Source organism: Pseudomonas sp. MMS21 TM103, from assembly GCF_022132145.1.
Classification (GTDB): Bacteria; Pseudomonadota; Gammaproteobacteria; order Pseudomonadales; family Pseudomonadaceae; genus Aquipseudomonas.
The window spans coordinates 740,140-763,422 of sequence record NZ_JAJISP010000002.1 but is presented as its reverse complement, the minus strand read 5'-3'; the positions used below and the strand labels follow the sequence as shown (position 1 = coordinate 763,422).

Annotated in this window: 22 protein-coding genes and 1 tRNA gene; 13 read left to right on the top strand and 10 right to left on the bottom strand. The window is 61.7% G+C overall.

All coding sequences use genetic code 11. The features are described from left to right. Positions 1-4 precede the first annotated feature (4 nt). Positions 5-484: a GNAT family N-acetyltransferase gene (locus tag LJY18_RS10575; protein ID WP_238041749.1), complete on the bottom strand. Its 480-nt coding sequence runs from the start codon at positions 482-484 to the stop codon at positions 5-7. A gap of 121 nt (positions 485-605) precedes the next feature. Between LJY18_RS10575 and LJY18_RS10570 the strand changes: the two genes are divergently transcribed. Continuing rightward, positions 606-680: transfer RNA gene (locus LJY18_RS10570), tRNA-Arg, on the top strand. Positions 681-739: 59 nt separating this feature from the next. Here LJY18_RS10570 and LJY18_RS10565 read toward each other — a convergent pair. From LJY18_RS10565 to sstT, 4 genes are all read right to left on the bottom strand, one after another. Continuing rightward, entirely contained in the window at positions 740-2,863 is a 2,124-nt protein-coding gene (locus LJY18_RS10565; RefSeq protein ID WP_238041748.1) for a TonB-dependent receptor, read from the bottom strand. Continuing rightward, on the bottom strand, positions 2,860-4,077 hold the full coding sequence (locus LJY18_RS10560; protein WP_238041747.1) for an MFS transporter: 1,218 nt from the start codon (positions 4,075-4,077) through the stop codon (positions 2,860-2,862). Before LJY18_RS10560 ends, LJY18_RS10565 begins: the two co-directional genes overlap by 4 nt. Continuing rightward, entirely contained in the window at positions 4,067-5,989 is a 1,923-nt protein-coding gene (locus LJY18_RS10555; RefSeq protein ID WP_238041746.1) for an IucA/IucC family protein, read from the bottom strand. The genes LJY18_RS10560 and LJY18_RS10555 overlap by 11 nt, the downstream gene beginning before the upstream one ends. Before the next feature lie 357 nt (positions 5,990-6,346). Continuing rightward, positions 6,347-7,591 (bottom strand): serine/threonine transporter SstT, encoded by a 1,245-nt coding sequence (sstT, locus tag LJY18_RS10550; RefSeq protein WP_238041745.1) that lies wholly within the window; start codon positions 7,589-7,591, stop codon positions 6,347-6,349. A 305-nt stretch (positions 7,592-7,896) separates the two neighbouring features. Between sstT and LJY18_RS10545 the strand changes: the two genes are divergently transcribed. Next, positions 7,897-8,562, top strand: a complete 666-nt coding sequence (locus LJY18_RS10545; RefSeq protein ID WP_238041744.1) for a YceH family protein — start codon at positions 7,897-7,899, stop codon at positions 8,560-8,562. Between the two features lie 84 nt (positions 8,563-8,646). Here LJY18_RS10545 and LJY18_RS10540 read toward each other — a convergent pair whose 3' ends face one another. Next, a complete protein-coding gene (locus LJY18_RS10540; protein ID WP_442964485.1) occupies positions 8,647-8,895 on the bottom strand; it encodes a hypothetical protein in 249 nt (82 codons plus the stop codon). A gap of 549 nt (positions 8,896-9,444) precedes the next feature. Between LJY18_RS10540 and LJY18_RS10535 the strand changes: the two genes are divergently transcribed. The 4 genes from LJY18_RS10535 (at position 9,445) to LJY18_RS10520 (ending at position 13,545) form a co-directional block, all read left to right on the top strand. After that, positions 9,445-10,686, top strand: a complete 1,242-nt coding sequence (locus LJY18_RS10535; protein ID WP_238041877.1) for a glutamine synthetase family protein — start codon at positions 9,445-9,447, stop codon at positions 10,684-10,686. A 233-nt stretch (positions 10,687-10,919) separates the two neighbouring features. Beyond that, a complete protein-coding gene (locus LJY18_RS10530; RefSeq protein ID WP_238041742.1) occupies positions 10,920-12,242 on the top strand; it encodes an MFS transporter in 1,323 nt (440 codons plus the stop codon). Continuing rightward, positions 12,239-12,931 (top strand): TIGR04283 family arsenosugar biosynthesis glycosyltransferase, encoded by a 693-nt coding sequence (locus LJY18_RS10525; protein ID WP_238041741.1) that lies wholly within the window; start codon positions 12,239-12,241, stop codon positions 12,929-12,931. Before LJY18_RS10530 ends, LJY18_RS10525 begins: the two co-directional genes overlap by 4 nt. Beyond that, positions 12,928-13,545: a TIGR04282 family arsenosugar biosynthesis glycosyltransferase gene (locus LJY18_RS10520; protein ID WP_238041740.1), complete on the top strand. Its 618-nt coding sequence runs from the start codon at positions 12,928-12,930 to the stop codon at positions 13,543-13,545. The genes LJY18_RS10525 and LJY18_RS10520 overlap by 4 nt, the downstream gene beginning before the upstream one ends. A 252-nt stretch (positions 13,546-13,797) precedes the next feature. Here LJY18_RS10520 and LJY18_RS10515 read toward each other — a convergent pair whose 3' ends face one another. The 4 genes from LJY18_RS10515 to flgA all read right to left on the bottom strand — a co-directional run bounded on the left by LJY18_RS10515 (position 13,798) and on the right by flgA (position 16,465). Then, positions 13,798-14,505: a flagellar brake protein gene (locus tag LJY18_RS10515; RefSeq protein WP_238041876.1), complete on the bottom strand. Its 708-nt coding sequence runs from the start codon at positions 14,503-14,505 to the stop codon at positions 13,798-13,800. A 125-nt stretch (positions 14,506-14,630) separates the two neighbouring features. Next, a complete protein-coding gene (locus LJY18_RS10510) occupies positions 14,631-15,098 on the bottom strand; it encodes a flagella synthesis protein FlgN (RefSeq protein WP_238041739.1) in 468 nt (155 codons plus the stop codon). A 76-nt stretch (positions 15,099-15,174) separates the two neighbouring features. Next, a complete protein-coding gene (flgM, locus tag LJY18_RS10505; RefSeq protein WP_238041738.1) occupies positions 15,175-15,516 on the bottom strand; it encodes a flagellar biosynthesis anti-sigma factor FlgM in 342 nt (113 codons plus the stop codon). Between the two features lie 166 nt (positions 15,517-15,682). After that, complete coding sequence (gene flgA / locus LJY18_RS10500; protein WP_238041737.1) at positions 15,683-16,465, bottom strand: flagellar basal body P-ring formation chaperone FlgA; 783 nt, start codon at positions 16,463-16,465, stop codon at positions 15,683-15,685. 76 nt (positions 16,466-16,541) lie between these two features. Between flgA and LJY18_RS10495 the strand changes: the two genes are divergently transcribed. The 7 genes from LJY18_RS10495 (at position 16,542) to LJY18_RS10465 (ending at position 23,248) form a co-directional block, all read left to right on the top strand. Further along, positions 16,542-17,474 carry a chemotaxis protein CheV gene (locus LJY18_RS10495; RefSeq protein WP_238041736.1) on the top strand — a complete coding sequence of 311 codons (933 nt, stop codon included), beginning with the start codon at positions 16,542-16,544 and terminating at the stop codon, positions 17,472-17,474. 210 nt (positions 17,475-17,684) lie between these two features. Then, positions 17,685-18,512 (top strand): protein-glutamate O-methyltransferase CheR, encoded by an 828-nt coding sequence (gene cheR, locus LJY18_RS10490; protein ID WP_238041875.1) that lies wholly within the window; start codon positions 17,685-17,687, stop codon positions 18,510-18,512. 519 nt (positions 18,513-19,031) lie between these two features. Then, entirely contained in the window at positions 19,032-19,439 is a 408-nt protein-coding gene (gene flgB / locus LJY18_RS10485) for a flagellar basal body rod protein FlgB (protein ID WP_238041735.1), read from the top strand. Between the two features lie 14 nt (positions 19,440-19,453). Next, the gene (gene flgC, locus LJY18_RS10480; RefSeq protein WP_238041734.1) at positions 19,454-19,897 is read left to right on the top strand and encodes a flagellar basal body rod protein FlgC; all 444 of its coding nucleotides are present in this window, start codon (positions 19,454-19,456) and stop codon (positions 19,895-19,897) included. Between the two features lie 21 nt (positions 19,898-19,918). Continuing rightward, positions 19,919-20,584 (top strand): flagellar hook assembly protein FlgD, encoded by a 666-nt coding sequence (gene flgD, locus LJY18_RS10475; RefSeq protein ID WP_238041733.1) that lies wholly within the window; start codon positions 19,919-19,921, stop codon positions 20,582-20,584. Between the two features lie 44 nt (positions 20,585-20,628). Next, positions 20,629-22,032, top strand: coding sequence for a flagellar hook protein FlgE (locus LJY18_RS10470; protein WP_238041732.1), 1,404 nt, complete (start codon positions 20,629-20,631; stop codon positions 22,030-22,032). 475 nt (positions 22,033-22,507) lie between these two features. Then, entirely contained in the window at positions 22,508-23,248 is a 741-nt protein-coding gene (locus LJY18_RS10465; protein ID WP_238041731.1) for a flagellar basal body rod protein FlgF, read from the top strand. Positions 23,249-23,283: the final 35 nt, after the last annotated feature.

The following is a 23,283-nucleotide window of genomic DNA, read 5'->3' as shown; positions in this document are numbered from 1 at the left end:
TGCCTCAGTCCAGTGCCAGGGCCAGGCTGATGCCGTGCGGCTTGAAGCCTAGGCCTTCGTAGAAACGATGGGCGTGCTCGCGGCTCTGGTTGCTCGATAGCGCCAGCTTGTAGCAGCCCCAGGCGCGGGCGCGTTCGACGGCTTTGTCGATCAAGGCCTGGCCAATCCCCAGGCCGCGCGCGTCCATATCCACTACCACATCCTCGAGAATCGCCGAGCGGGCAAAGTTGTGCGCCAGGTGTTCGATCAGGTTGAGCGTACAGGTGCCGAGCAGTTTGCCGTCGCGCTCAGCCACCAGGACGACACGGTCGAGCGCCAGTTCGCTCAGGCGCAGGGCCAGTAGTTTTGCATCGGGGCATGCCTCGTCCGGGGTCAGTTGCCGCAGCAGTGCGCTGAGCGCCTGGGCATCGCCGGGGCAGGCGGCGCGCAGGGTCAAGTGGGTAAATGGGGAATCTGGCACATGCCTAGATGCTGGCTGAGTCATGGCGATCTCCTGGGCGGTGGAGTTAAAGTATGGCCGCAGGTTGATGGCAGCAACATGACAAATCCGTCGGGGCTGGTTAACATGCGGCCCGGTCGGCAGCATTGCCGATCAGCGTTACCGAGTCCCCTTAGTTCAATGGATAGAACAAGCCCCTCCTAAGGGCTAGATGCTGGTTCGACTCCAGCAGGGGATACCATATAAAAAAGGCTTACGCATTGCGTAAGCCTTTTTTCGTTATGCGCCTTGCGGCGCGTGCTACCAGTCGACCGAGTAGGCGAGGCTGAGGGTACGGCCTTCGGCACTGGGGAAGGGTGCTCGGGCATTGGCCTGGGTGAACAGGTTCTGGTAGTGGCGGTTGCTCAGGTTGTAGAGGCCGCCTTGCAGGCGCCCGGTCGGCAGTTCGACCTCGCCGAGCAGGTCGACCAGGGTATAGCCGTCGATCTGCCGGCCGTTGGCGTCCTTGGCGGCGGCATCGTAGTCGGCCAGTTGCACGGCCTGCAGGCGCAGGTTGTAGCGGTCGCGCTGGTAGCCGAGGAACAGCAGGATCTTGGCCGGCGACACGCGGGTGGCCGGCAGGTCGATCCACTGGCCGTCCTGGCGGGTTTCGCCCTTGGTCCAGGCGTAGCTGCCGCCGACCGTCCAGCGCTCGCTCAGGTCGTAGCTCAGGCTGCTCTCCAGGCCGCGAACCCGCTCCTTCTGGTCGATCAGGCGCAGCACCCGGGCGCTGGCGTCGTAGAACTGAGTCACGTCCGAACGGTTCTCGTAAAGGGTGATGTCGGCCTGCCAGCGGCTCCAGTTGCCGCGCCAGCCCAACTCGTAGCTATCGACTTCGATCGCCTGGGCATTGAGGGTCTGGATGTCGAAGTGGCTGTCGACGTCGCGCAGGAAGCGCTGGATGTCCGGCAGGGAGAAGCCCTGGCTGAAATTGACGAACAGGTCCTGGCTGTCGCTGAGGTGGTAGACCGCGCCCAGGTTATAGAGGGTGGCGTCGTATTTCAGGGTGCCGCCTGGCAATACCGCGCGATTGCCGGTCTGCCAGATCTCGCCATAGGCGATGCTGTCGGCCACCTCGCTGTCGACCCACTGGCGGCGCACGCCGCCGCGCAGGGTCCAGTCGGCGACATCCCAGGACATCTGGGCGAACAGCGCCTGGGTGGCGGTCTCGATATCCGGGCCCAGTTCATAGCTTTCGCCGCTCTTGCGGTAGACCAGGCCGTCGATGGCATAGCGGTCGCCGCGCTGGCGCGTCAGCTCGTGCTCATAGTCGGCGCCCCAGACCAGGCTGCCACGGGCCGCGCCGATATCCGGCAGGGCGCTTTCTACGGCCGCGCGCAGGCCATAGACGTCCTGCCGGCTGTTGTTGTCGGAGACCCCTGCCAGGCCCCGCGGCCGATCCGGAAAGAACAGCGCATCGGCGCGGCGCCAGTAGCTTTCCAGGAGCAGGCGTTGGCCCTGCAGGTCGTTGTCGCTGTAGTTGAGGTTGACCGCCTGGTTGTGGGTGTAGGGTTGGTCGTCGAGGTCGAGGCCCTGCACCGCCACTGCTTCGCCAGCGATGGCGCGCTGGGTGTAACCGCTGTCCTGCTGGTCCTGGTAGTCCTGCAGCGCCAGGCTCAGGCGCTTGTCGGCGTCCAGCGCATAGCCGAAGCGGCCATGCAGGTCATAGGTCTCGGTGTCCATGGCGCTGCCCTGGGACGTGTCCTGGGGAATGCGCTTGCCATCGCCGTCGAACTGGTCGTTGCGCTGGGTCCAGTCGGCCGACAGGTACCAGTCCAGCGCGCCTTGGCGAGCCCCGGCGCTCTGGAACAGCTCGTAGGCGAAGCCCTTCGGATTGAGGTTGTTGCCGCTGCTCAGGCCCACGCGGCTGCTCAGGGCCAGTTCCTCGCCCTGGTGGCGCTTGGTGATGATGTTGATGATCCCGCCCGCAGCGCCGGCACCGTAGAGGCTGCTGGCGCCGGAGACCACCTCGATTCGCTCGATGCTGGCCGGGGCGATGCTGTTGAGCTGACGGAAGTTGTCGCGGCTGGCGTTCTGCGAGACGCCGTCGATCAGCACCAGCATGTTGCGTCCGCGCAGGCTCTGGCTGAAGTTGCTCATGCCGCCGGTGGCGGGTGCGAGGCCCGGGACCAGGGTGCCGAGGATGTCGGCGACCTTGCGCCCGGCGCCGCTCTGCAGGCGGATCTGCGCCTCGTCGATGACCTGCACCGAGCCGGGGATGGAGGCGATGCTGGCCTGGCTGCGGGTGGCGGTAACCACCGTGTTGGCCAGTTGCACGGCATCGCTGCTCGGTGCGCCGGCCTCGGCGGCCATGACCAGGGGCGTGGCGGCGGCGCCGAGGGAGCCGAGCAGCGGGATCAGCAGGGAAAGCGGGGTTCTGTTCATTGCGTCATCTTCTTGGTGTTGGCAGAAAGGACCGGGGTTTGCGGTCGTTGCGGGATGCGGCGAATCAGGCGGATGCCCAGGGCCGCCACGGCATAGGTCAGCGCCACCAGCCAGAAACCGCTGGCCAGGCCGAACAGGCCCATGCCGGCGGCTCCGAGCAGGGCGCCGAGCAGCGCGCCGGCCTTGGCCGCGCTGTTGCCCAGGCCGAGGGCGAAGCCCAGGCGGCTGGCCGGCACGCTGCTGGCGATCAGTGCATAGGCCACCGGCAACAGGGCGCCTTGCCAGATGCCCCAGAGCAGGCGGCTGGCGATGAAGCCAAGCCAGTCGCTGGTCAGGGCGGTCAGGGCCAGGGTCAGGGCGCAGAGCCAGGCAACGCCTTCGACCACGCGCAGGGTGCGGGCCGGGTTCCCGCGATCGAACAGGCGGCCCCATAGCGGGGCGGAGAGCGCCAGGGTGACGGCACTGGCGGCATAGCTGGCGCCGATCAGCCAGCCGGGCGCCTGCAGTACCTGCGCGACATACAGGGCGAAGAACGGCTGCGGCATCATCTTCGCCGCCTGCACCAGCACGATGATCGCCAGCACACCGCCGAGCCAGGCACCGGGCAATGCGGCGCCGGGCTGCTGGCGGCCAGGTCGCGGGCTGGGCGAATCGGGCGGCAGGGCGAATGCGCTCAATGCGCACAGCAGGCAGATCAGCGCCGCCGCATTGCACAGCGCCGCGAAGCCCGCAATATCCATCAGCCAGCCACCGAACACCGGCCCGGCCAGAGAGCCGACGGCGGTGGCCGCCTGCAGACGGGCCAGCACCTGACCGCGCCGAGCGCTGGCGCAACTGGCGATGGCATAGGCCTGGGCCGCGGCGATGAAACCGGCGAGTGCGCCTTGCAGTACGCGGATCAGCACCAGCAGCCAGGGGTCGCTGGCCAGTGCCGCGAGGGCCTGGCACAGCGCCAGGGCCAGCAGGGCACGCAGGATCATCGGCTTGTGCCCGGTGCGATCGCCCAGGCGACCCCACAACGGCGTCAGCAGCATCGCCGCGAGCATCGGCCCGGCGTAGACCAGGGCCGAGAGGGTGGCGAGGTAGGGCTGCTGGGCGGGGGCGAGCAGCGCCTGGATGCGCAGCGGCCAGAACGGTCCGCTCATCTCCATGGCGCCCATGGAGATGCACTGGATCGCGATCAGCAGGGCCAGCGCTGAACGCTCAACACGCATCGGCGTGGCGACTCAGCGGGTTGCGCAGACGGCCGACAATGTCGGTTTGGCTGTCTTCCAGGCGCATGCGCATGAACGACTTGGCCGGCCAGTCCTGTTCCAGCAGGGCCTGGCGCTCGGTCTGCCAGCGCGGCTCGTCGACCCGGCCGCGCAGCGTGGCGAAGCAGTGTTCGACCTGATTGGCCAGCACCTCCCACAACAGCCGTTCAGGCACCTGCCAGTGGCGCGCACAGAGCAGGGCCAGTTCGCCCAGGTGGCACATGAAACTGGTGTGCAGCAGTTTGTCGCGGACGATCTCGGCATCGTCGAACAGGGTCAGCTTCGGGTCGTGCAGGTCCAGATCGAAGCCCTGGCCGTGCAAGCTGGGGCGATGGATGCGGATGTCGCCGAAGTCGCGCAGCAACAGGCGTCGCGGCTGGCCGGCGCGGTCCATGAGCATGAAGCTGTTCTGCTGGTGCGCCTCGAAGGCGACGCCGTAGAGCAGGTAGATGCCGAGCAGTCCCGGTACCGCCACGGCCAGATAGTCGCGGAAGAACGCCAGCATCGCCCGGCTGTCGTCGCTACCCTGGGCCAGGCGCACCCACTGGCGCAGCAGCGGCTGCCCCCGTCCATCGGCGGCAAACAGGCTGCCCACCGGCACGGCGAGTTCACCGGGGCCGGTCAGGCTCAGCGGGTTGTCGCGATAGAGCACCGCGAGTTGGCGGGCGCGCTCGTCATCGGCCGGCGTTGGGCAGAAGTGCAGGCCGACGCGCTCGGGGATCACGCTCAGGTGTCGAGCCAGTTCGGTTTCCTGGCCGAGTATTTGCAGGAGCAGGCGGCTGACCCTGGGTCCCATGCGCGCCGAGCGGGGCGACACGGTGCGCTGCACGCTGGTCAGGCGCAGCGACACCGGCAGCTTGACCATGGGTGCCTCGCGACTGGCGTCGGGCAGCACCGTGCGAAAGGACATGGTCGGATGTCCCGGGAAGGCCTCGATGCCTGTGAGCACCAGCCGTTGCTCGGCCAGTTCCCGGGCGAATTGCCGGGGCAGCACCTCGGCGGCCTGCCAGGGATGGACCGGCAGCGGCAGATAGTCGTCGGGGTCCAGGCCCTGGCGGTGCAGTTCCGTGTCCAGGCGCCCGGCCGCCTCGGGGAACTGCGAGCGCCACCAGTGCCGGTAGTCGAGGTCGCCGTCGAGGCTTTCGCTGTGCGCGTAGCCGCGCTGCAGGGCCGCCAAACGGATGGGGATGCGGGCCTCGAACTCCGGCGACAGGTCGATGACCTGAGCGGCGCTCAGGCCCAGCTTGGTCTTGTAGTTCGGGTGCCAGGGATGACCCAGGGTGCCCCATTGTTCGAGCAGCAGGGTCGGATTGTCCGGACAGGCGCCGGCCTGGAGCCAGGCCAGCAGGCCGTCGACGCTGCCCAGCTCATGTCGTTGCTGGCGGTTCCAGTTCTGGTGGTAGGCCAGGCAGAGGCTGTCGTTGCGCAGGCTGTCGTCCAGCTCCCGCGCCAGCCGCGACAGGGTTGCCGACGAGGCGCGACAATTGAGCTGGTCGCTCAGCAGTTGCAGGAGTTCCGAGGGATATTGCAGCGTGTACGGCAGCGCCTGGGCGCGGCACAGGGCCACGCTGCCGCGCAGTTGCCAGCTGGCCATGCGGCCGGGCTGCAGGTGGTCGAAGCGCAGCCTTGCGCCGGGATCGCCGAGGGCCAGCCAGCAGTGGTTGTGTTCGTCGCGGGTGAGAGTGGTCGGGTCGAGCAGGTTCTCGCGAAGCAGGGCCTGGATCAGACGCTGAAAACTGCGCTCGCGTGCCGCTGGCAGCGCCTCGATCAGCTGGTCGAGGGTGACTTGGCGCAAACGAAACGCCGGAGTGGCCAGCGCTTCGCTCCAGTGGCTGAGGAGCAGCTGCATGTTTTCGGGCAGGGCGACCGTCATATGGGGGTTCCTTGGGCAAGAAAATCGGAAACCAGGCATTCCATTGCTGCCTGTGAAGGTGCGCGCGGTGCCAATGGTATTGAGTTGCGCAAGGTAATGCAACGCATTCGCATTTGTGTTTGACGGAGATGCGCTCTGCACGTGCCACTTGAGGCCGCAGGCGCGGTGTCGAAATCGACAGGCTGGGTCTGGGGGCGGAAGGGCGCGCTCGCTGGGTTCAGGCGCGTTGCCGGCTGGTGGCGAGCGGATTGGGGGGCGAGAGTGTTCGGTTCAGCAGCAGGCGGGCGGACAGGGTTGCCCATGCAAAAAAGGCCTGCGCGATGAGCAAGCCTTTTGCTTAATTACCGCTGCCAGGGATCAGTGCGCGGGCTCTGCCAGCGGGACGACTGGCTGTTCCTGGGCCAGGCAGGCGGCGGCGGTGAACAGTGCATCGGTCGAGGAGTTCAGCGCGGTCTCCGCCGAATCCTGAACGATGCCGATGATGAAGCCGACGGCGACCACCTGCATGGCCACCTCGTTGGGGATACCGAACAGGCTGCACGCCAGCGGAATCAGCAGCAGCGAGCCACCGGCCACCCCGGAGGCGCCGCAGGCGCTGATCGAGGCCAGCAGACTCAGCAGCAGGGCGGTCGGCAGGTCGACGGCGATGCCCAGGGTGTTCACCGCGGCCAGGGTCAGCACGCTGATGGTGATCGCCGCGCCGGCCATGTTGATGGTGGCGCCCAGCGGGATCGACACCGAATAGGTTTCTTCATGCAGACCCAGGCGCTGGCACAGCTGCAGGTTGACCGGGATGTTGGCCGCCGAGCTGCGGGTGAAGAAGGCGGTCAGGCCGCTCTCGCGCAGGCAGGTGAACACCAGCGGGTAGGGATTGCGGCGGATCTTGCAGAAGACGATCAGCGGGTTGACCAGCAGGGCTACGAACAGCATGCAACCCACCAGCACCAGCAGCAGATGCAGGTAATCGAGCAGGGCGCCCATGCCCGACTCGGCCAGGGTGGCGGCGACCAGCCCGAAGATCCCCAGCGGCGCCAAGCGGATCACCAGCCGGACGATCGACGTCACGCCAGCGGACAGGTCAGCCAGCATCTGCTTGCTGCCCGGGGCGGCGTGGCGCAGGGCCAGGCCCAGGCCGACAGCCCAGGCCAGGATGCCGATGAAGTTGCCCTTGAGCAGGGCATTGACCGGGTTGTCGACCAGGTTCAGCAGCAGGGTGTTGAGCACCTCGCCGATTCCGCCAGGGGGGCTCAGCTGCGCGGCGTTGCTGACCAGGGTCAGGCTGGACGGAAAGGCGAAGCTGGCGAGCACGGCGATCAGCGCCGCGCTGAAGGTGCCGAGCAGATAGAGCTGCAGGATCGGTCGGATATGGGTCTGCTGGCCGTGCCGGTGGTTGGCGATCGAAGCCGCGACCAGGACGAATACCAGTACTGGCGCCACCGCCTTCAGTGCCGAAACGAAGACCGTGCCCAGCAGGCCGACGGACAGCGCGGCTTGTGGAGCCAGCAGCGCCAGCGCGATTCCGGCAACCAGGCCGATGGCGATCTGCGCCACCAGGCTGGTGCGGCTGAGTAGATGGACGAGCGGGTGTGGAGCGTTGGTCATTGCGTGTGTCTCATGATCTGCCGACCGCCCCGCCACTGCGTCAAATAGCCAGCCCCGGGGCAAGTTGCCTTGCTCTGGCTGGGCAGATGGGCGAATGGGCGAGGCGGCGGCGCGCGAAATGTCAGGGTCTGGCGATGGGCCGGAACCCGAGCGAAAAAAACAGCGCGCGACTCTAGCACAGCGCCCGGCACGTGGCGCCTGGCGATGCCGGGTAGGCGCTCAATGGCGGCATTGCCAGGTAAAAGTGCCAAGCCTGCATCAGGCAGGCTAGGCTAGCGGCATATTGGAGTCTTAGAGAACCTGCCATGACCAATGACAACCCGAGTGTTTTCAGCGACGCGCCCCTGAGCGCCATCGAGGCCCGTATTCTCGGCTGCCTGATCGAGAAGCAGGCCACCACGCCCGAGGCCTATCCGCTGACCCTGAATGCCGTGGTGCTGGCCTGTAACCAGAAAACCAGCCGTGAACCCTTGATGAACCTCACCTCCGGACAGGTCGGCCAGAGTTTGCGCAGTCTGGAGGGGCGAGGCCTGGCGCGTCTGGTGATGGGCAGTCGCGCCGATCGCTGGGAGCACCGCACGGAGAAGGCATTGGAATTGGTGGCGGCCCAGACCGTGTTGATCGGCCTGCTGCTGTTGCGCGGGCCGCAAACGGTCAACGAGTTGCTGACGCGCAGCAGCCGCATGTATGCCTTCGAGGATGCCGAGCAGTTGCAGCACAATCTGGAGCGCTTGATTACCCGGGGCTTGCTCTGCCAATTGCCGCGCCAGACCGGGCAGCGCGAGGACCGTTATATGCACCTGCTGGGTGATCCCGACGATCTCCAGGCCATCATGGCCGCCCGCGCGAGCCACGTCGAACGCCCGGCTGTCGGTGCCTACGAGGAGAGCCGCCTGGATGCGCTGGAAGCACGAATCGCCGAATTGGAAGAACGTCTGGCGCGCTTGGAGCAGGGCAGTCGGGGAGACTAGAAACAACAAAGGCGCCGGGGTAGGGCGCCTTTTGTTTCTTGCTTGCGCGGGGCGGAGATGGTCGGCCCGTTCAGCTTGTGGTTCTTAGCCTAAGCGGTTGACCCCTGTGCGGTCGAAGCCGTCTTCGGCGACGCGGTTGCTGCCAGTACGATCGAAGCCGTCTTCGGCGATGCGGTTGCTGCCAGTGCGGTCGGCACCATCTTCGGCGACGCGGTTGCTGCCAGTACGATCGAAGCCGTCTTCGGCGATGCGGTTGCCGCCAGTGCGGTCGGCACCGTCTTCGGCGAGACGATTGCCGCCGGTGCGGTCGAAGCCGTCCTCGACGATAGTCATGGCAACATTGCTGCCATCGGTCCGGGATTGCGGAGTGCTCTGCGGCAGGGCGAAGGCGCTAACGGACAAGCTGGCCAGGATCAGGCTGGTAAGTATTTGCTTTTTCATCTTCAGGCTCCTCGTGGGGGCGGTAAGTGGCTACGGGGCCCATATTACTGATGAAAAATAGATGAAGAAGTGCAGCTCAAGCATGGTAATAATCGATGCTGTCGATAGTAGGCTCCAGACTCTCTATTTCGGTTGTTTTGCGGGTATCTTCGGGTTCTTATATGGGCTGATTCGGTTGATATTCTCTTGTTTTATATGATCGAAATATTAGATGGTTTGTCTGTAGGCTTGCTTTGCAAGGAATTACAGGTTGGGGTTGCTTGAAATTACGAACGGGTGATGCGTATTTTGTACGGACCGCTGTTTCGTTACGGCTCTTGCGCACAAGGACAGGAACAGATGAACACCGCTAGCCGCACTGCACTGGAAGAAATATTGCGTGGCGTCGATGAAGTCGCCTGCGTGACCCCGGACCTCAATGGCGTGCCGCGCGGTAAGGTGATGACCGCCGAAGGCTTCCTCGAAGGCCGGCGGTTGCAGATGGCCCGCGGGGTGCTCTTGCAATGCATCATGGGCGGCTACCCTGCACCGCGGTTTTACGGCAGCGATGATGGCGATCTGGCGCTGAATGCCGTTCCGACCCAGATCCATCGCCTGCCCTGGAGTGATACGCCGTGCGCCCTGGCCATCTGTGATGCGGATGAGCTGGATGGCCGCAGTTCAGGCCTGTCCACCCGCGGCTTGCTCAAGCAGGTGGTGGCGAACTATTCCGCTCATGGTTGGCAGCCGGTGGTCGCGACAGAGCTGGAGTTCTTCGTATTTGCGCCCAACCCTGACCCACAGCAAGCGTTTCAGCCGCCCGTAGGTCTGGATGGACGGCGCGAGCATGGCAGCAGTGCCTTCAGCGTCAGCTCGAATAATGGTCTGCGGCCGTTCTTCAGCGAGGTGTATCGGTGCATGGCAGCGCTAGGGTTGCCACGCGATACCGTTATGCATGAGATGGGCGTCAGTCAGTTCGAGATCAATCTGCTACATGGCGACCCGCTATTGCTGGCCGACCAAACGTTCTTGTTCAAGCACCTGCTGAAGGAGGTCGCACTCAAGCACGGGCTGACAGTGGTGTGCATGGCCAAGCCGTTGGCGCATACCCCCGGCAGTTCCATGCACATCCACCAGAGCGTGGTCGAGCAGGGGAGCGGCAGTAATATCTTCAGTGCCGCGGATGGTCAGGCGACGCCAGCCTTTTATCACTTTATCGCTGGTCAGCAAGCGGCACTGGCGGACTTCACCCTATTGTTCGCCCCCAACGTGAACTCCTATCAGCGGCTCTGTCATCCCTTTGCTTCGCCGAACAATGCCTGCTGGTCGCAAGATAACCGCGCCGCGGGCCTGCGCATTCCGGCCAGTACGCCGATGGCACGGCGAGTGGAGAACCGCCTGCCAGGCGCTGATGCCAACCCCTATCTGGCGCTGGCGGCCAGCCTGGCTGCCGGCCTGCATGGTCTTGAGCAGCAGTTGCAGCCGAGCGCGCCGATTCAGGGCGAATTTCAGGTGCCGGATAAATTAACCCTGCCCTGTACCCTGCATGCTGCCATCGAGCGTCTGAAAAACAGTCAATTGGCCGTAGAACTGTTTGGCAAGGAATTCATCGAAGGCTACATCGCCAGCAAAACCATGGAGTTTAGCAGTTACCTCGACGAGATCACGCCCTGGGAGCGCCGCGTTCTCGCCGCCTCGGCATAGCCAGTGGCGAGTTATTGGGCTCAGCCGCTATACAATTCAGGCCATGCGGCCCGACCCAGCACACGGCAGTGCCGACTGATGTGGGCCAAGCGCATGCTAGCGTGCACTGCGCTTGGGCTTCACCCCTGTGCTGCATGCTTCACCCATTTGTTCATTTGTTTGTTGCGGCCATCGCGGCCGCGCCGTTCGCGTCGAGCGGTTCACTCGTCAATCAAGGAGTTATTCGCAGAGTCATGCGCCTTATCTGGAAGTCTTTTCGTTCGCTGTATTTCGCTACCCTGTTGATGTTGCTGGGGTCGGGTTTGTTGAGTACCTACCTGGCGTTGCGCCTGGCTGAAACGGTCGATGGTCTATGGGTGGGTGCCTTGATGGCGGCCAACTATCTGGGCCTGGTACTGGGCGGCAAGTTGGGGCACCGGCTGATCGGCCGGGTCGGGCACATTCGCGCTTATGTCGCCTGTGCCGGGGTTGTCACTGCAGCGGTGCTGGGCCACGGCCTGACCGACTGGCTGCCGGCCTGGCTGCTACTGCGCTTGCTGGTGGGCCTGGCCATGATGTGCCAATACATGGTGATCGAAAGCTGGCTCAACGAGCAGGCGGATACCACTCAACGCGGCCAGGTGTTTTCCGGATATATGGGCGCTTCCTATCTGGGGTTAATCCTCGGTCAACTGGTGTTGGTGGTGCATCCGACTCTCGGTCTTGAACTGCTGATGCTGGTCGCGCTGTGTTTTGCCCTGTGCCTGGTGCCGGTAGCATTGACCCATCGATTGCACCCGGCGCCCATGCATCCGGCACCGCTGGAGTTGCATTTTTTCATCAAGCGGGTGCCCTTGTCGTTGACCACCATTGCCGTTGCCGGCCTGCTGATTGGTGCGTTCTACGGTTTGGCGCCGCTGTATGCGACCCGCATGGGTTTGTCTACCGTGCAGGTCGGTCTATTCATGGGTAGCTGCATTTTTGCCGGCCTGCTGGTGCAATGGCCGCTCGGCTGGTTGTCGGATCGTTGCGATCGGGCTGCGTTGATCCGTGGCTGTGCGGTGTTGTTGGCTTTGGCGGCGTTGCCTCTGGCATTGATGCCGGAAGCGGACATGTGGGTATTGCTCGGTGTCGGTTTCGTCATCGGGGTGTTGCAGTTCAGCCTCTATCCCCTGGCCGTGGCTTTTGCCAACGACCATGTCGAGGGCGAGCGGCGCGTCTCGCTGACCGCCATGTTGTTGGTGACCTTCGGCGTCGGTGCCAGTGTCGGCCCATTGCTGGCCGGTGTGCTGATGCGCTTTTGGGGCGCCAATATGCTTTATGTCTTCGTCTGTTTTTCGGCCTTGATCCTGATCTGGCGGGTGCGCCCGGATAACATCACCCACTTGCACCAGGTCGACGATGCTCCGCTGCATCACATCGCGATGCCGGACAACATGACCAGTTCACCCCTGGTGGCTGCCCTTGACCCGCGAGTCGACGAGCAGGTGGTGCAGGATCAGATGCTCGACGGCAACACCGCCGATATGGCCGCTGCCGGAGCGGTTGATCTGGCTGAGGAGACGAAGCTGCCGTGAGGCCTTTGCTCAGCGTGATCATCCCTGCTCGCAATGAAGCAGCGGCTCTACCCTTGCTGCTGGCGGATCTGGCACCGCTGCGCGCGGCTGGAGCGGAGCTGATTGTGGTGGATGGCGGTAGCAGCGACGCGACAGGTGCGTTGGCGGCGGCGCAGGCCGATAAGGTGCTCGAGACGAGCGCGGGGCGCGCCCTGCAAATGAATGCCGGGGCCGCGGTCGCAAGGGGCGATTATCTGTGGTTTGTGCATGCCGATACCCGGGTTAGTGCCGCGTCCATCCAGCGGCTGCTTACCGTATTGGCAGAGCGGCCGCTCTGGGGGCGGTTCGATGTGCGTTTGTCGGGCAGTGGCCTGGCTCTGCGTTTGATCGGTACGATGATCAATCTACGCTCACGGTTGACCGGTGTGGCAACGGGCGACCAGGGAATCTTCGCCGCCCGCGAGTCGTTTGAGGCGCTGGGAGGTTACGCGGACATCCCCTTGATGGAAGACATCGAGCTCTGCGGGCGCCTGAAAAAGCGAGCGCGACCGCGTTGCTTGCGCCCTGCGCTGTCAACTTCAAGCAGACGCTGGGAGCACGATGGCATTTGGCGTACTGTGTTGTTCATGTGGCGTTTGCGGCTGGCCTACTATTGTGGCGCCAGCCCTGATCAGTTGGCGCGGCAGTATCATCGAGGGCCACCGCTATGAATCTGTCTATCTCTTTGCACATGCTGGCGCGTGCGCCTGTGCCTGGGCGGGTGAAAACCAGGCTGATCCCTGTTCTGGGTGAAGAGGGCGCGTGTGACCTGCAGCGGTTATTGCTCGAGCGAGCCTTGCAGCTTCCGTCGGAAGGGTTCAATCAGCGGTTCTTGTGGTTGGACGACAGTCCGGACGCACAGTTGCAGGCACTCGCCGATCAGTTGAACTGGACGTTGGTTGAGCAGCCCGCCGGCGACCTGGGTGAGCGCATGCGATGCATAGCGACCTTGGGGCTGGCGGAAAGCGATGCAGTGGTGTTGATCGGCAATGATTGCCCGGCGCTGGATGGCGAGTACCTCAATGGTGCTTGTCAGGCATTGCACGGGAAGCCAGTAGTACTGGGGCCGGCCGAGGATGGGGGTTACGTTCTGCTTGGCTTGCGCCGCGTCGATCCCTTGCTGTTTCACGCCATGCCCTGGGGAACTGACCAGGTCTTGAGCATGACCTGCGAGCGGCTGCAACAGCTGGACTGGCATCATCAGCTATTGCCGGCCTTGTGGGATGTCGATCGCCCGGAAGATCTGCCACGCCTGGCGGCGCTGGGCATTCGGGTCGACGTCTGACCGCTTTCTGGCGGCTTACAGGTCAGCCTGGCCATTGGTACCAGTGGTTTTGAACTCGAGCCTGGCGACCTGGTTTGTCGCGTGACGAGAGTTCGGCAAAGATGACGGGTAATTCCCGATAAGATCCTGGCAGCCTTTGCGGGAATAGCAGTTTTGTCGGTTGGGCCGGGCCGTGCAGATCGAACTCCGCCGAGCGTGGCCGTTCGTTTCTCGGCACAACCTACGGGTCAGTTGTGCTTGCTCGGCAGGCTGCTAGAACAAACCCTCGCTGTCGAAGCGGCGTGCCTCGCGTTGCAGTTGGTAGACGAAACGTTCGACCTGGCGTTGCTCCAGGCCGCTCATGCGATGAAAGCGCACACCGGCAAAGGTCGTGTCGAGTTTCTCTTCATACTGCACATGGCGCAGTTCCACGGCAGTGGTCATAGCGCCGAAGGGCAGTTGAGCGGTAAAGCGCTCATAAACCTGGCCAGAGTGCAGGCTGCTGGCGACATTGCCCGGCAAGCGTACTTTGCAACCAGTGGCGGAAATATCCAGCAGTAGTCCCGTTATAGGGCTGCGCAACTTGGCGCCGGCCAGTTCGATCTTGATCTGTTCGGTTTGCTTGAGCGGCGCTCTGTATGCATTGCGTCGCTGATGGTAATGCACTTCTTCAGGCATCGGGCTGAAGTAGCAGCGTGCCCCCTGGTGCTGGTCTATCTGTACCGGCTGCAGGCACTCCCAGGCTACGCGCACGCCTTCATGGAAGGCTTCGATGCGAAAAGGCTCGCCGTTCTGCAGAAAGCGCTCGGCGTCATTGGGGATCATCTCATCGAGAATCAGTCGATTATTGTCGCGATCGACTTCGATCAGGTAGCTCTGGAAGCGTTGGTTGCGCTCGTGGAAAGTGATGACCAACGGGTCGTGGTGTTGTTGCAGTTGACGCAGATTGGCCACGATTTCCACGGGGGCTTTGAGAACCATCGGTGGTTGTGGGCCATCGTCCTCGATAAAGGGATTGGACACGGTCCAGAACTCTCCAGGCAGATACAGTGACACTAGAATGCTGTCATTATGCCAGCATTTTTTCTGTGTCTTATATTAAGTGTTCAGGCCTGACTGAGCGGGCGCTGCTGGCCGATTCTAGCGGTACTGCCGCGGCTGTCATAGAGGCTGGGGGTTTCGCCACCCCGGAGAATGCCGAGGATGCTGCTTGTCGATGCCTGGCTGGAGCGAATCAAGCGGCCGTTGCGTAAATTGCCAGCTTGGCAGCGTTCGAGCAGAGCATGCAGTTGCTCGCCGCGCTCAAGTAGTTCAGCGCCTTGGCTCGAGCGTTCAGCAAGGGCTTGCAGTCCTGCTTTGTCGGCGCTCAATTGTAGGCTGAGCAGCAGTTGGCTGCGCGCCTGACCGTGTTGATCGAGCAGCGCCAGCAGTGGTTGTTTATTTTCCAAAATGCTTTGCAAACGAACCAGGTCGCGCTCGCCGAGGGCCTGGAATTCATTATCGATCAGTTCGAGCAGTTGCTCGGCGCTGTCGATATCGTCGTTGAAAAGCTTAAGCAGGGTTGTATCGTGCATTGCAGGCTCTCAGATGTTTAGGGGCCGTAGCAGCGTCACTGCGCTGTAAGCCTAACATCCTGGCGCTGCCCTGGGACTAGCGCTGGGATTCGAAGTCGAGCAGTTTGCTGGCAACACGCTGGCTGTCGACCTGGTAACTGCCGTCAAGGATTGCTTGTTTGAGCTGGGCAACGCGTTCTTTATCAACGGTTGGTTGTTCAGCCAGTTTTTCGCTGATCTTTTGCAGCTGTTGTGCTTCGCGACTGAACTGTACCGACTCGCCGCTCTGGCTGGTGTCTGCCGGCTGGGCCTGAGCTGCTGACGGGCTGGTCGATTTGTCGCTGATGGCTTCATTCCGGCCACCAGACTGAGCACCGCCCACACGCCCTGAATTGGCAGAAGTGGCGGCATTGTTTAGCCGGTTGAAGTCGATGACCATGATGTAAAACCTCGAGCAGTATTGGGACGCTTGCCTAGTTCTCGGCCGTCCTGGGCAAAACTTTAGAGAAAAAAGCAGTGTTTCAACTAACAGTCTAACTACTGTGTGACAAATCGTCAGCCAGCCCATGCTGCTGCAGCCTCTCTGGAAGAGGCGAGAATCGTGCCTACATGGCTACTTCAACTTGGCCGGGCCCTATTACCCGTGCTTTGACTACACGTTTCGAGCGTTGGTTGCGCACACTGATCTGTTTGCCGATGGCCCCGTCCGATAGGGCTTCGCCCGGCGTGCGCACGCTCATGCTGCCGCTGCGTGCGCTGATCACCACCTGGTCGCCTTTGCGAATGGCCTCGGCTTGCTCGACATTCACCGGCGCCAACACCTGATCTGTTTGCATCGGCCGCGTCAGTTTTTTGCCGACAGCTTGCCTGAGGCTGGTCATATAACCTTGGTTGAGTAGGCCGACTTCGCGCTCCGTCAGGCTTACGTCCATGTCTGTCAGCACGGCCTCGCGCTTGAGCGGGCGGATGGCGGTAACCACGTCACGGTAGAGTCTGACCTCGCCGGGAACGAAAACCGTCCAGGGTGAACTGCCATCACAGCGCACCCGCATGGTGACGCGTCCGATGGGTTGGGCAGGGCTTTCCAGGCTAATCGTCAATTCCTTGTCACACAGGGGCAGGCGCAAGCGTGGGTCGATACGGTTGATTTCAACCTCATGTCGCCCTTGAATGTCGCTGCGCTGCAGGTAGTCGGCTACTGTCAGCTCAAGAAAACCCTGGGTGGCGCCGATAAGCTGTTCAGGCAAGGTTGCCGCGGCGAGTGCCACGGAGCTGTAGCCGAGCGCGAGCAAAGCAGGTAAAACTGCCAGCCAATGGCGGCCTTTTGCCGGCAGGTATCGATACCTGCTCCGGTAGAAGTGTCGAAAAGTTGTCGTTTCTGCGTTCATGCAGAGTGATTAGCAAGGCGCGTGCCGCCTGCTACGCTAAGCACAATGTGCGCTACTCAAACACAGGGGTTGGGGCATGGCCGGTGTAATGGATTCGGTTAACCAGCGCACGCAGTTGGTTGGGCAGAATCGTTTGGAACTGCTGCTGTTTCGTCTAGATGGCGGGCAGCTTTATGGCATCAACGTATTCAAGGTGAAGGAGGTGCTGCAATGCCCCAAGCTCACCATCATGCCTAAATCAAGCCCGGTCGTGCGGGGGGTGGCGAGTATTCGGGGGGGCACCATCCCTATTCTCGATCTGTCCATGGCTACCGGTCGGCCGCCATTGCAGGATCTGAAGAACAGCTTCGTCATCATCACCGAATACAACACCAAGGTTCAGGGCTTTCTGGTGCATTCGGTCGAGCGCATTGTCAACATGAACTGGGAGGAGATCCATCCGCCACCCAAGGGGGCGGGGCGTGACCACTACCTCACTGCGGTGACCCGCCTGGACAAGGAGTTGGTGGAGATCCTCGACGTGGAGAAAATCCTCGCCGAAGTAGCCCCAACCTCCGAGGTGATTTCTGTCGGTGTTGTCGATGCTCAAACTCAAAGCAAGGCGCTCAGCAAGCGCGTGCTGATCGTCGATGACTCATCGGTGGCCCGCAAGCAGGTGATTCGTTGTCTGCAAACCGTTGGGGTAGAGGTCACGGCGCTAAACGATGGTCGGCAAGCCCTGGATTACCTGCGCAACATGGCAGATGAGGGCAGGCATGCCGATGAGGAGCTGCTGATGCTGATTTCCGATATCGAGATGCCGGAAATGGACGGTTATACCCTGACCGCAGAGATCCGCAGTGATGTGCGTATGCAGAAGTTGCACATCCTCCTGCATACTTCGCTTTCCGGGGTGTTCAATCAGGCCATGGTGAAGAAGGTTGGTGCCAATGACTTTCTTGCCAAGTTTCGTCCTGATGACCTGGCATCGCGGGTAGTTGCACGCATCAATGAGGTCGATCAGACCTAGTGAGCGCTGGGCGAACGCCTGCAGGGGATCGTCTCGCGCTCGCAGAACCGCAGGCTGTTGCCGCTTGCCGGACCTGGCTTTTTCACGCGTAAATGAGTTGTTGAGCCTGTTTAATCGCAGTACCTCCGAATGCAGCAGTTCTGCTTAGGTCTGAGATAGGGCAGTGGGTGCATCTTTCAGTGCAATACTTTGATTGGCGAGGCCTGGCTAGTGTCTTCAGGTAATTTGGATTTTGAGCAGTTCCGGACGTTCCTGGAAAAGGCCTGTGGCATTTTGCTGGGTAGCAATAAGCAGTACCTGGTATCCAGCCGACTGAACAAGTTGCAGGAGCAACACGGGATCAAGACCCTGGGGGAGTTGGTGCAGCGTATGCAAGCCCAGCCGCGTAGCGGTTTGCGTGAGCAGGTGGTGGATGCCATGACCACCAATGAAACGCTGTGGTTTCGTGACACCTATCCCTTCGAGGTACTGAAGAACCGGGTCTTGCCCGAGATGATCAAGGCGGCTCCGGGCCAGCGTCTGCGCATTTGGTCAGCGGCCTGTTCTTCGGGGCAGGAGCCATATTCCCTGTCGATGAGCATCGATGAATTTGAGAAAACCAATATCGGCCAACTCAAGGCAGGCGTGCAAATTGTTGCCACCGATCTTTCGCCGTCGATGTTGGCTAATTGCAAATCCGGTGAATACGACAGCCTGGCAATGGGGCGCGGCCTGTCTCAAGAGCGCTTGCAGCGCTATTTCGATCCGAAAGCACCTGGGCGTTGGGTCGTCAAACCGGCGATCAAGAGTCGCGTCGAGTTTCGTCCGCTGAATCTGATGGACAGCTATGCCAGCCTGGGCAAGTTTGACATCGTGTTTTGTCGCAACGTGTTGATCTATTTTTCCGCCGACATGAAGAAAGACATCCTCACGCGCATTCATGCCATGTTGAAACCGGGTGGCTACTTGTTCCTGGGCGCCTCGGAGGCACTCAACGGCCTGCCTGATCGTTATCAGATGGTGCAATGCAGTCCGGGGATCATCTACAAGGTGAAGTGAGCCAGTGGCACAGGATTGCACTGATATAGAAACGGGAGGCCAGTGGCCTCCCGTTTTTGTTAAATGCTTACGTGCCAGGTTCGCCGATTGTCCTCGCCGCAGGCCTCCCCCGAGCCTGTAAGTGGGCGCCCCTGCGCGATGCTTTCCCTATGGCGCGGCCATGCCTGCTATCGCCGCTGGTCGCGCCTTCTGCAGGTTGGTGCCTGCCCGAGGATCTGGACAGTCGCCCGGTCTGGATTGCGCTCTGGCTGATCCAGGCTGTGACGCCGCTTCCGTTGCTGACTCATGGTTCGTGGTTGAAGAAAGCACTGGATCGGCTGTGGCCATACGCAGCGGCAAAACCTTGACCTGCTTGTCGAATTGTTTGCCATGAGGCGGAAAAGTCTTGCCGCTTGACCGCTCAAGGCGCCTTAAATATTCACTAAGTTATTGAAATATAACAAACAAATTAAATGGCACGACCTTTGCTAAATGTCTTGTACGCAAAACAGGCAAGCCCAACGGCAAAGGTTCCTGACCATGAGCATCAGCTTCGACAGCGCACTAGGCATCCACGAACGGGCACTCAGCTTCCGCGCCGATCGTGCCGAGGTGTTGGCCAACAACATCGCCAACGCCGATACGCCCAACTACAAGGCGCGTGATCTGGATTTCGCTACGGTGCTGGCCGAGCAGAGTGCCAATACCCAGCGTGGTTCGGCCGGTCTGGCCCGCACCAACAGCCGGCACATCGCCGCCGAGGGCATGGCCATGGGCAATGCCAACCTGGCCTACCGCATCCCCTCGCATCCATCGATCGATCAGAACACCGTTGATGTGCAGGTCGAGCAGACCACTTACGCGGAAAATGCGGTGAACTTCCAAGCCAGCTTCACCTTTCTAAACAGCAAATTCAAAGGGCTGGTCAGCGCCCTGCGCGGCGATTAAAGGAGCCTGATGCCATGTCACTAGCCAGTGTTTTCAATATCGCCGGAACCGGCATGAGTGCCCAGAGCACTCGTTTGAATACCATTTCCAGCAACATCGCCAACGCCGAGTCGGTGTCGTCGAGCGTGGATGAGACCTATCGCGCACGCCATCCGGTATTTGCCACCATGTTCCAGCAGTCCATGGGCGATGGCAGTGTCTCGTTGTTCGCCGAGCAAGATCAGGCCGGCAGCGGCGTGCAGGTGCTGGGTATCGTCGAGGATCAGAGCAATCTGAAACCGCGCTACGAGCCGAACCATCCGGCGGCGGATGAGGGCGGCTATGTGTACTACCCCAATGTCAATGTGGTCGAGGAAATGGCCGACATGATCTCCGCTAGCCGGGCGTTCCAGACCAACGTCGAGATGATGAACACGGCCAAACAAATGTTGCAGCGCGTACTGACCCTGGGTCAGTAAATCGCAGGAAGGGGATAAGGCATGAGCACTGTAAATGGCGTCAGTTCGACACTCGATCAATACCAGATCAAGAGTGATACCTCGGCCAATAAAGAACTGGGCAAGAACGAATTTCTCAACCTGTTGGTGGCGCAACTGAATAACCAGAACCCCCTGGAGCCGCAGGGTAATGGCGAGTTTATTGCCCAGCTAGCCCAATTCAGCCAGGTAGAAGGCATCGATAAGCTCAATACCAGCATGGGTTCTCTGTTGTCGGGCTATCAATCCTCCCAGGCGCTGCAGGCCTCGTCTCTGGTCGGCAGCAAGGTAATCATTCCGACCGACCAGGCGGTGGTCGATACCAGCGAGAGCTTCAAGGCCAGCATGGTACTGCCGACCAGCAGCAGCAACGTCTATGTCAATGTCTACGACAGCGCGGGGACAGCAGTGAGCCGAATCAATATGGGCGAGCAGGCCGCCGGCAATGTCAGCTTTATCTGGGACGGCAAAGATGCCAGCGGCAAACAATTGCCGCCCGGCACCTACAAGTTCGAGGCGCAGGCCACCTACGAAGGCAAGACTGAGGCGCTTTACACCATGCTCCCGGCCAACGTCGACAGCGTGGTGTTGGGCGGCAGCGAGTTGATGCTCAACCTGGCGGGGCTTGGCAGTGTGCCGCTCTCCCAGGTGCAGGTCATCGGTCAGTAATTTCAGGGTTTTAATCGCCGGCTATACCGGCAAAGGAGACTTCCATGGCGTTCAATATCGGTCTTAGCGGCCTGCGCGCTGCGACCAGCGATCTCAACGTGACCGGCAACAACATCGCCAACGCCGGTACGGCGGGCTTCAAGCAGTCGCGTGCGGAGTTTTCCGATGTCTATGCGGCCTCGGTGAACGGTTCCGGCAAGAATGCGCAGGGCAGCGGTGTGCTCCTGAGCAACGTCTCGCAGCTGTTCAATCAGGGCAATGTCAACTACACGCAAAATGCCCTGGATCTGGCGATCAACGGCAACGGCTTCTTTCAGACCAGCAACAACGGCGAGGTCAGCTACACCCGTGCCGGCTATTTTGGTACCGATCGCGATGGCTTCATGGTCAATAACTTCGGCTTCAAACTGCAGGGCTATGCCGTCGATGGCAGCGGCAACCTGCAGAATGGCGTGATCAGCGATCTGCGTATCGAAACCGCGAGCCAGGCGCCGCGCGCCACCACGACACTGGACCAGGCATTCAACCTGAACTCGACCAATACGGTGCCGACATCCTGGCAGGGCGCTTACGACGCATCGATAGCCGGTGCGCTCGATCCGCTTAACCCGACGGCCGCAGAAGTCACCGCTGCCGAAGCGGCGGGCAACGCCACCTTCAATCCGGCCGATCCGACCACCTACAACTCCTCCACGTCGACCAACGTCTACGACACCCAGGGTAATGCCCATGTGCTCAGTCAGTACTTCGTCAAGACGGGTGCCAACGAGTGGCAGATGAATGTATTGGTCGATGGGCGCAATCCGGCAACACCCACATCCACCACGCCCTATTCGATGGCCGTCGGCTTTACTGCCAGTGGTCAGCTTGATACCAGCAGCCTGACCTCCAGTGCCGATTTCACCGTCGATGCCACCGGGCGCTTTACCATGAATGGCTGGGTACCGGCGGCGTCGGATGGCGGGGAACCGCCGGTATGGTCAAGCAATGGTGCGAATGCCAGCCCCGCCGGCATTCTGGTCGATATGCGCAGTTCCACCCAGTTCTCCAGCTCCTTTGCGGTCAACAGCGTCAGTCAGGACGGTTACACCACCGGCCAGCTGGCGGGTCTGGAGATCGACGACACCGGGGTGATTTTCGCCCGTTACACCAATGGACAATCCAAGGTGCAGGGGCAGGTGATTCTGGCCAGCTTCGCCAACGTGCAGGGCTTGACGCCGGTGGGTAAAACCGCCTGGGTACAGTCCTTTGCCTCGGGTGAGCCGGTGGTTGGCACGCCGCGCAGCGGTACCCTGGGCGCCTTGCAGTCCGGCGCCCTGGAAGACTCCAACGTCGAGCTGTCCGACCAGTTGGTCAACCTGATCGTCGCCCAGCGCAACTACCAGGCCAACGCCAAGACCATCGAGACCGAAAGCTCGATTACCCAGACCATCATCAACCTGCGCTGATAGATCGTGGCGTTTGAACACTGCCGATCATTCGGTGATGTAGAGTCCGCCCCGGTGCAGTCCGGGGTGCGGCTGGGTTGGTGCGGGCGTTTTCGGCTTTCATGCGGATCGTTGTGATGGCTATCGTGGCGTTCAACCCCATCCTGCAACAGCCCTGAACGTATTGATGGGCTGGTGATTCGCCGGATGGTGTGGGCGCGTAGGTTGGGCGCAGCAATCGCTGTCGGCGGCCAAGCGGATTACCGATTAATAAGGTGGTCCGGGCGCTGCGACGGCTCAACTCGGCAGGCAATGGTTTTGCCGCCGGCGGCAATATCTCGCCGGCTCGATCTTGAGAGGCTCCTTGCGGAGCCTTTTCTGTATTTTAAAAACCATATATTTCAACGTTCTATGATTAGTTTTCGAGGATGGCACGACGCTTGCTCTATTACCTTGTATAGAGCAGCGGGCGTCACGCCCACCTCGGAGGATAACCATGGACAAGATGCTGTACGTCTCCATGACTGGAGCCCAAAACAACAGCCTGGCCCAGAGTGCCCACGCCAACAACCTGGCGAATATCTCGACCAACGGCTTTCGCCGCGACTTCGAGCAGGCGCGCTCGATGCAGGTCTTCGGCGACACGCTGCCGGCGCGGGTCTATGCCATGACCGAACGCCCCGGTACCGATTTCACGCCAGGCTCAATGCAGGAAACCGGTCGCGACCTAGATGTAGCGATTGGCGGTCGGGGCTGGCTGGCCGTGCAGGCGGCCGATGGCAGCGAGGCTTATGTGCGCACTGCCAGCCTGAATATTGACGCTCTGGGGGTGTTGCGTACCGGCAACGGTTTGCCGGTGATGGGCAATGGTGGGCCGATTGCCGTACCGCCGGAGCAGAAAATCGAGATCGGCCAGGACGGCACCATCAGCATTCGTGCCCTCGGCGAGGGGCCGAGTGTGCTTGCCGAGGTCGACCGGCTGAAGCTGGTCAATCCCGATCTCAAGCAGATGGAGAAGGGCAGCGACGGCCTGATTCGCTTCAAGGGGACCGGGCCGGTGCAGGCGGATGCCACGGTGCAGGTGACCTCCGGCTTTCTCGAATCGAGCAACGTCAATGCGGTGGAGGAGATGACTGCAATTCTCTCCCTGTCCCGCCAGTTCGAACTGCAAGTCAAGATGATGCGCACTGCCGAAGACAATGCGGCCGCTGTGGCGCGGGTTTTGCAAATTAGCTAATTACCAGCACGCAGCGCCTTGATAATGGCGCTCGA